Source organism: Halopseudomonas yangmingensis (assembly GCF_900114825.1).
In the GTDB taxonomy this organism is placed as follows: Bacteria; Pseudomonadota; Gammaproteobacteria; order Pseudomonadales; family Pseudomonadaceae; genus Halopseudomonas; species Halopseudomonas yangmingensis.
Map to the genome: position 1 here is coordinate 1 of NZ_FOUI01000027.1, position 6522 is coordinate 6522.

A 6522-nucleotide genomic window follows, 5' to 3' on the forward strand; every position below is an offset into this window, starting at 1 on the left:
TGCGCTGCTCTTCGCTGGTGTCCTGACTGCGCTGCACCTGGCTCAGGCGATTGCCCACCGCGTCATAGTCGAACTGTTGTTCGCCGTAGGGGCCCTGGTCGCGGATCAGGCGCTGCACCAGGTCGTAGCCGAACTGTTGCTGGTAGCGGCTCTGGCCTTCGCTGCGGTCGATGCCGGTGATGTTGTTCTGCCGGTCGTACTGGTAGGCCTGCTGCCAGATGGCGTTGTTGCTGCTGTTGGTGACGGTAATGGCGTTGATGCGCCCATCCAGGTCATGGGACAGGCGCTGGGTCAGTCCGTTGCCGTAGGTCCACTGGGCCATGGGGCCGAAGGGCTGGTGCTGGATATCACTGAGCAGGGTCTGTTGCTGCTTGCCTGTGTGCAAGCTGATGCTGCTGGGCAGGCCGTGCTGGTACTGGTAGCTGATACGTTGGCCATTGGGATAGGTCAAGCTGGTCAACTGGCTGCCATGGCTGTAGCCGTACTCGATCCGCTGGACGTGGGTCTGGCCGTCGATGTGGAGGGTGCGGGTGTCGCTGAGCAGGTTAAGGGGCCTGCGGAGCATGTAATTTTGAATAAAAAACAACTGAGTTATTAAATAAGGCAATTTTTACCTTCTCATCCTCAAAAAAATCATACGTACCCGTTGTAGATTTTCTGAGCAGCCAGCTATCCGAAAGCCTTATGAGCCGCATTTGATCTCTAAATTCGTTATATTCCGGGAGAGTTGCAGAGTATCTAGAGGTGGTATATGAATACCTTACGCTATATATGGCATCATTATAAGTATCCACCCAGATAAGCAACCTAAGTGGATTGTTTTCTGGGCTAACTGTATATCGAGTCCCACGCCCGTGCCCACGCACGTCATATTCCACGTTATTCAGCACCGTAGGACTTTCTCCCAAACACTGCTCAGGACTGTTGAAAACATTACACCCGTCATCGCCACGCGCTAAAAATGTCAAGAAAAAGCATAGCCCCCCTAAAACCCTTAACATCTCATATTCCCGGCTTTAGTTAGTCTTTTTCTTGCATATCGAACCAAACAAAATTTTATAATTGTAAAAACCATAAGCCTCATGGCTACCAAACTTGATTAGCGAGGTAAATCAAAAATTATATCCATATAAACAGTCTAGCAAACAATTTATTAAAACATAGGAAGCCAAGTCGACACTCAATCAAAGAACATTCTTGACTCTACCTACCACAGCCAGACAAATCAGAAAAATTTACATGATAACGGCTAATAGTTACTCTGATCTTGCCATCGTTATATATGTTTACAACCCCATAGCCTGAACTATCAGAGTGCTCCACCCATGAAAACTCATTATAACGACTTATTATATCAAGTTTTATTTTTTCAAAATCGTCCATGCTTATCGAATATCTTCCGGTGATATGAGAATATCTAACTACACATATCATATCATCCTTAACAAGGATTCTAACATTAAGCCCCAATGGATTTTGATTAGGAAAAGTACTTAGCCCCTGAAAATGGCGATTCTGGCTTGGATCGAGTGCAAAGCCGTATTCATCAATAACACTAATGTGCTGCCCAAGACACTTTCCAGGAAGTTTATAGGGGTCACATTTTTCATCTGAAAATGATTTTCCTGTGATCAAGCAAGTCCAAATAAACAGAAGAACCGTTATTGTTTCTTTCATTATTTGTTTACCTTCATCTACTTGATTATTTACTGAGTAAGTGACAGAAGAAACATCCTCATACACTGCTTCAGTGCATTTTCTATCGCTGCCATCGGGAAAGCTGTGACAGTTACGGGTCGGCTCTCCAGCAGCGTGCGCAGCAGTTGTTTCAGGACCCGTTATTACCCTATATTCCTCATCATTGGTATAACCGTCGTCTCTTTTTCTATCGTAATCTCTTTCATAGACTTGTTTATTCGTCATATATTGATGAGCATGTGCAAACTCGTGGAGTAAAATTAGTGCTGGCGACTGAATGCTGTTAGTGCCATCAAGAATCCTATTACCCTCTTTCGGGTTCCATAAAATCTCAATTGGCGTAGAGTACGCGGCATTTAGTTTCCCACAATCGTCATAATCAAGATACTCTGGACGAAAACCTGGCTGGATACCATTGCCAATTCTGATTAGATGAAGCTCAGCATCCAACATATCTAACTCTCTAAAATACTGATCTAAAAGTGGCAGATATTGCCTTGCCAACTCTACATCGCGCTTAAAATCGGGGTCATTATCCGGATACACAATCAGCAACCCCAATGGATCAAACCTGGCTATAGGATTACCAGCCACATACCCAAAGGTATTGACTCCACCCATCAACCCAATCGGGTCACTCTGCGTATAGCGTCCCTTGCTCGGATCATAGGTCCGGAAATAGTTGTAGTACAGCCCGCTTTCTTCGTCGAAGTATTGGCCGGGGAAGCGCAGGTTCAGGGTCAGGCTCTGGGCTGCCGGGTTGTTCGTTGCGACCAGGCTTTCTGTCTCGCCGACCCCGAACGCATCACTGTGCCAACGCCAGATCAGCTTCTGGTCGGCATCCGTTGCTGCTCGTGCGGTCAGCAGGTGGTCGCTGTGCAGCCAGGCGATGCTCGGGGCGGCGTTTTGCTCGGGACTGTCCAGGGCGGCTACGGGGCGATTCTATAACCAGACGTTATTTATACGGTTGGGCATTGATGCACTTAATCACACTTTGACAAGTTAACAAATAATATGCTTGCACGGGATATATTAATTCTCGTGACACCATCGTTATATATCTTTCCAGCGCCATGACTTGACTCACTTGAGTAATCAATCCAAGAAGAATCAACATGCTCACTAATCACTCCTTCCTTAATCTTGTCAAACTCGATCATGCTTGTTGAGTACTTATGGGTGCTGATTGAATACCTAATGGCACATATGATCTCATTTTTTACAAAAACAACAACATGAAGCCCCAAAGGGTTTTCATCAGGAGAAGTGCTAATCAAATTATATTGATCGATTTGCCTAGCATAGGGTGTAAAACCATAATCACTAATAACTTCTGCAGACTGTCCGAGGCACCCTACAGGAAAGCTATAAGGATCACATTCTTCACCAGAAAATGCATATTTTGAAAAACAAAAGCTCCAAGCAAATAGCGTTATCAATATACTCTTTATCATATATTAACACCTCCACTTTATTGTCCATTTAAAGAATGGGTAACGGATTGCATATTGTACTCCGCCGCAGTACATGTCCTAGAGTCTCCATCTGGAAATCGATGGCAGGTCCGCGTCGGCTCGCCAGCAGCGGTCGCAGCCGTCGTTTCCGGGCCAGTGATTACTCTATACTCCTCGTCATCGGTATAGCCATCATTGCGCAGATTCCGCTTGTCGCGATCATATGCATCAAAGTTCGTCATGTACTGATGAGCATGAGCAAATTCGTGCAACAATATCAATGCGGGTGACTGAATACTTCCAGTGCCATCAAGAATCTTGTTCCCTTCTCTTGGATTCCAGAAAATTGAACTTGGCTCAGAAAATGCGCTTGGTGTTCCGCAGGGTTCAATATCTAGCAACTCCTCTTGAAATCTAGGATTGTCACCCCTTCCAATTCTGATTAGATGAAGCTCAGCATCCAACATATCTAACTCTCTAAAATACTGATCTAAAAGTGGCAGATATTGCCGTGCCAACTCTACATCGCGCTTAAAATCGGGGTCATTATCCGGATACACAATCAGCAACCCCAATGGATCAAACCTGGCTATAGGATTACCCGCCACATACCCAAAGGTATTGACTCCACCCATCAACCCAATCGGATCACTCTGCGTATAGCGCCCCATGCTCGGATCATAGGTCCGGAAGTAGTTGTAGTACAGCCCGCTTTCTTCGTCGTGGTACTGTCCAGGGAAGCGCAGGTTCAGGGTCAGGTTCGGGGCTGCCGGGTTGTTCGTTGCGGTCAGGCTTTCGGCCTCGCCGACCCCGAACGCATCACTGCGCCAACGCCAGATCAGATTCTGGTTGGCGTCCGTTGCCGCTCGTGCGGTCAGCAGGTGGTCGCTGTGCAGCCAGGCTATCTGCGGTGTGGCGTCTTGCTCGCTGCTGTCCAGGGCGGCTACGGGGGGTTTCGTGGAGCTGGGTTTCGCCCAGCAGCTCACCCTGCAGGCCATAGTGGAACAGGGTGTGCTGTTCGCTGCCGTTATCCTGAATGACGGCCTTGTGGATCCGCTGACCCAGGGCGTTATAGTGGTAGCGAGCCTTAAGCTGGCCGTTTTCGTGGTATTCGCTGAGCCGGTTCTGGGCGTTGTAGCGGTAGTCGCGTTGTTGCTGGCTGCTTTCGTGCAGGATGTTGCCGGCGCTGTCGAGTATCAGTGCCCTGGTAATCCCCCCTGAAATCAGTGCTCGTCAGAAGTAGAATTTTCTCCTAATCGGATCAAGGAAATTTTGCGTGAAGACATCGCGTTTTTCGGACAGCCAGATCATCGCTATCCTTAAGCAGGCCGAAGCCGGCAGCCCAGTCCCTGAGCTTTGCCGCGAGCATGGCATCAGTTCGGCAACCTTCTACAAGTGGCGCGCCAAGTTCGGTGGCATGGACGCTTCATTGATGGCCCGGCTGCGCGAACTGGAGGATGAGAACCGTCGCCTCAAGAAGATGTACGCCGAAGAGCGCGTGAAGGCCGAGATCATCCAGGAGGCCATGGCAAAAAAGTGGTAAAGCCATCTCAGCGGCGCGAGATGGCGCAGCAGGCGGTTCGTTCAGGCAAGGCCAGTATCAAATTAGCATGCCTGTCGTTTGGTATCAGCACGACCTGCTATCACTACAAGCCTCGGCTGTCTTCGGAAAATGCCGAGATCGCCGATCACCTGATCCGGCTTACGCACAACCAACGCAACTGGGGGTTTGGCCTGTGTTTCCTGTACCTGCGCAACGTAAAAGGCTATCGCTGGAATCACAAGCGGGTATACCGGATCTATCGGGAGCTGGAGCTGAACCTACGGATCAAGCCGCGCAAACGCATCGTGCGTGAGAAACCAGAGCCACTGGCGGTACCAGAGGCGATCAACCAGTGCTGGTCAATGGACTTTATGCATGACCAACTGGCTGACGGCCGCAGCTTCCGTCTGTTTAACCTGATAGACGACTTCAACCGCGAGGCCCTGGCCATGGATATCGATCTATCACTGCCAGCAGAGCGGGTGGTACGCGCACTGGATCAGGTCATCGAGTGGCGTGGCAAACCTCGGTCAATTCGCAGTGACAACGGCCCTGAATACATCAGCAGCAAGCTTGTACTGTGGGCAGAGAAGCGTGGTATCCGCCTAGAACATATCCAGCCCGGCAAACCCCAGCAGAATGCTTACGTCGAGCGCTACAACCGCACGGTGCGCTACGACTGATTGGGTCATTATCTGTTTGAATCCATCGACGAAGTGCAAGAACACGCTACGCGATGGGTCTGTGCTACCCCCGGAGGTATTACCACCAGAACCCGCCGATGCAACATGCCTTTCACCTCCAGAAATTTTCTATTTCGTAATATGAAAAAATAAAACCGGATTCATCATCTTTTATGGTCGGCGCAGGAAGGAACCGGGGTAAGACTATCGTTCGGCCATCGTTATATTCTTCCAACGCTAAAGCAAGCGCAACACCTAATACCTCAGAACAACTTGTTATATCCTCGCACCCCACAGAAACAACCTTCAAGCCCGGGCGAACAAGCAGTTCCTTTAGGTTCAGGGTCATCCTAATCCTTTCCTCATTCGATTTAAGTATATGAATATGTTGGTAATTCTCCATCCCGCTCTGCCGAGCGACCCAATTTGCAGCCGCAGTCATCTGCTGATCTTTTATTCTGTCAGATGAATTTAGATAATTCACTTCCGCAGCGGGATACTCATCAGAGCAGCCTGCAAAAATAGCGACAACGATACCCACACATGCAATTTTTCTCATCAATTAGTAGTCCCAAGCTCCAAACGTCTCACAATGCCCGCCAGCGCATACCTTCCAAATCACTTCTCGATGCTTAATTCCTGTTGGTCTGTAATTGAATATTTCGGTTGATCGAATTCCCGGGCTAACAGGGAATGGGCCGGAAACTATGTCCCCGATTTTTGCACCCGGCCGTGTGTCATAAATAACGCCCTCCACATATTCCATCTCCTGCCATATTTCATATTCAGCGTGAACCCTATAACCGTACTGCAAGTCTGCGACATCGCTAAGCGCTTCCGCCACTCTCGCGGGGAGGAAACGTTTTAACACGCTTTTCATTGGGATTCCGACAGTGGCCTCTTCAGATGTTGGCAAAATTAACAACTTGGGGTGGCCATATTCATCTAAGACTTGAGTTTCAAAGGTGCTGCTTCCCGGAACCCGACGGATGCTCGTTGTTGGACAAAGCCCAAAAATATCTATAAAAATCAACGGATTGGCTTGTGCGTACCCAAAGGTATTGACTCCACCCATCAACCCAATCGGATCACTCTGCGTATAGCGCCCCATGCTCGGATCATAGGTCCGGAAGTAGTTGTAGTA

The 6522-nt window shown here is 48.7% G+C and carries 7 protein-coding genes and 1 pseudogene; 2 read left to right on the top strand and 6 right to left on the bottom strand.

The features are described 5' to 3' along the window. The 4 genes from BMZ23_RS14440 to BMZ23_RS15325 form a co-directional block, all read right to left on the bottom strand. A partial coding sequence (locus tag BMZ23_RS14440) for an RHS repeat domain-containing protein (RefSeq protein ID WP_425431700.1) occupies window positions 1-565 on the bottom strand: 565 nt, incomplete at its 3' end. 638 nt (window positions 566-1203) lie between these two features. Beyond that, complete coding sequence (locus BMZ23_RS15230) at window positions 1204-2622, bottom strand: RHS repeat domain-containing protein (protein ID WP_093478969.1); 1419 nt, start codon at window positions 2620-2622, stop codon at window positions 1204-1206. A 59-nt stretch (window positions 2623-2681) separates the two neighbouring features. Then, on the bottom strand, window positions 2682-3152 hold the full coding sequence (locus tag BMZ23_RS14890; protein WP_143069614.1) for a hypothetical protein: 471 nt from the start codon (window positions 3150-3152) through the stop codon (window positions 2682-2684). Between the two features lie 17 nt (window positions 3153-3169). Continuing rightward, a complete protein-coding gene (locus tag BMZ23_RS15325; protein ID WP_281242343.1) occupies window positions 3170-4138 on the bottom strand; it encodes an RHS repeat domain-containing protein in 969 nt (322 codons plus the stop codon). Here BMZ23_RS15325 and BMZ23_RS15015 point away from each other — a divergent pair. Both BMZ23_RS15015 and BMZ23_RS14460 read left to right on the top strand, forming a co-directional pair. Beyond that, entirely contained in the window at window positions 4110-4373 is a 264-nt protein-coding gene (locus BMZ23_RS15015; protein WP_177197306.1) for a hypothetical protein, read from the top strand. The two genes, BMZ23_RS15325 and BMZ23_RS15015, sit on opposite strands and share 29 nt — an antisense overlap. A 55-nt stretch (window positions 4374-4428) precedes the next feature. After that, window positions 4429-5438 (top strand): annotated as a pseudogene (locus BMZ23_RS14460) (IS3 family transposase); the annotation flags it as partial. A gap of 52 nt (window positions 5439-5490) precedes the next feature. On the opposite strand, the gene BMZ23_RS14900 reads toward BMZ23_RS14460, so the two are convergent. Both BMZ23_RS14900 and BMZ23_RS14465 read right to left on the bottom strand, forming a co-directional pair. Further along, window positions 5491-5937 (bottom strand): hypothetical protein, encoded by a 447-nt coding sequence (locus tag BMZ23_RS14900; protein ID WP_143069615.1) that lies wholly within the window; start codon window positions 5935-5937, stop codon window positions 5491-5493. A gap of 3 nt (window positions 5938-5940) precedes the next feature. Further along, the coding region (locus BMZ23_RS14465) for an RHS repeat-associated core domain-containing protein (RefSeq protein ID WP_143069618.1) at window positions 5941-6522 on the bottom strand (582 nt) is incomplete at its 5' end.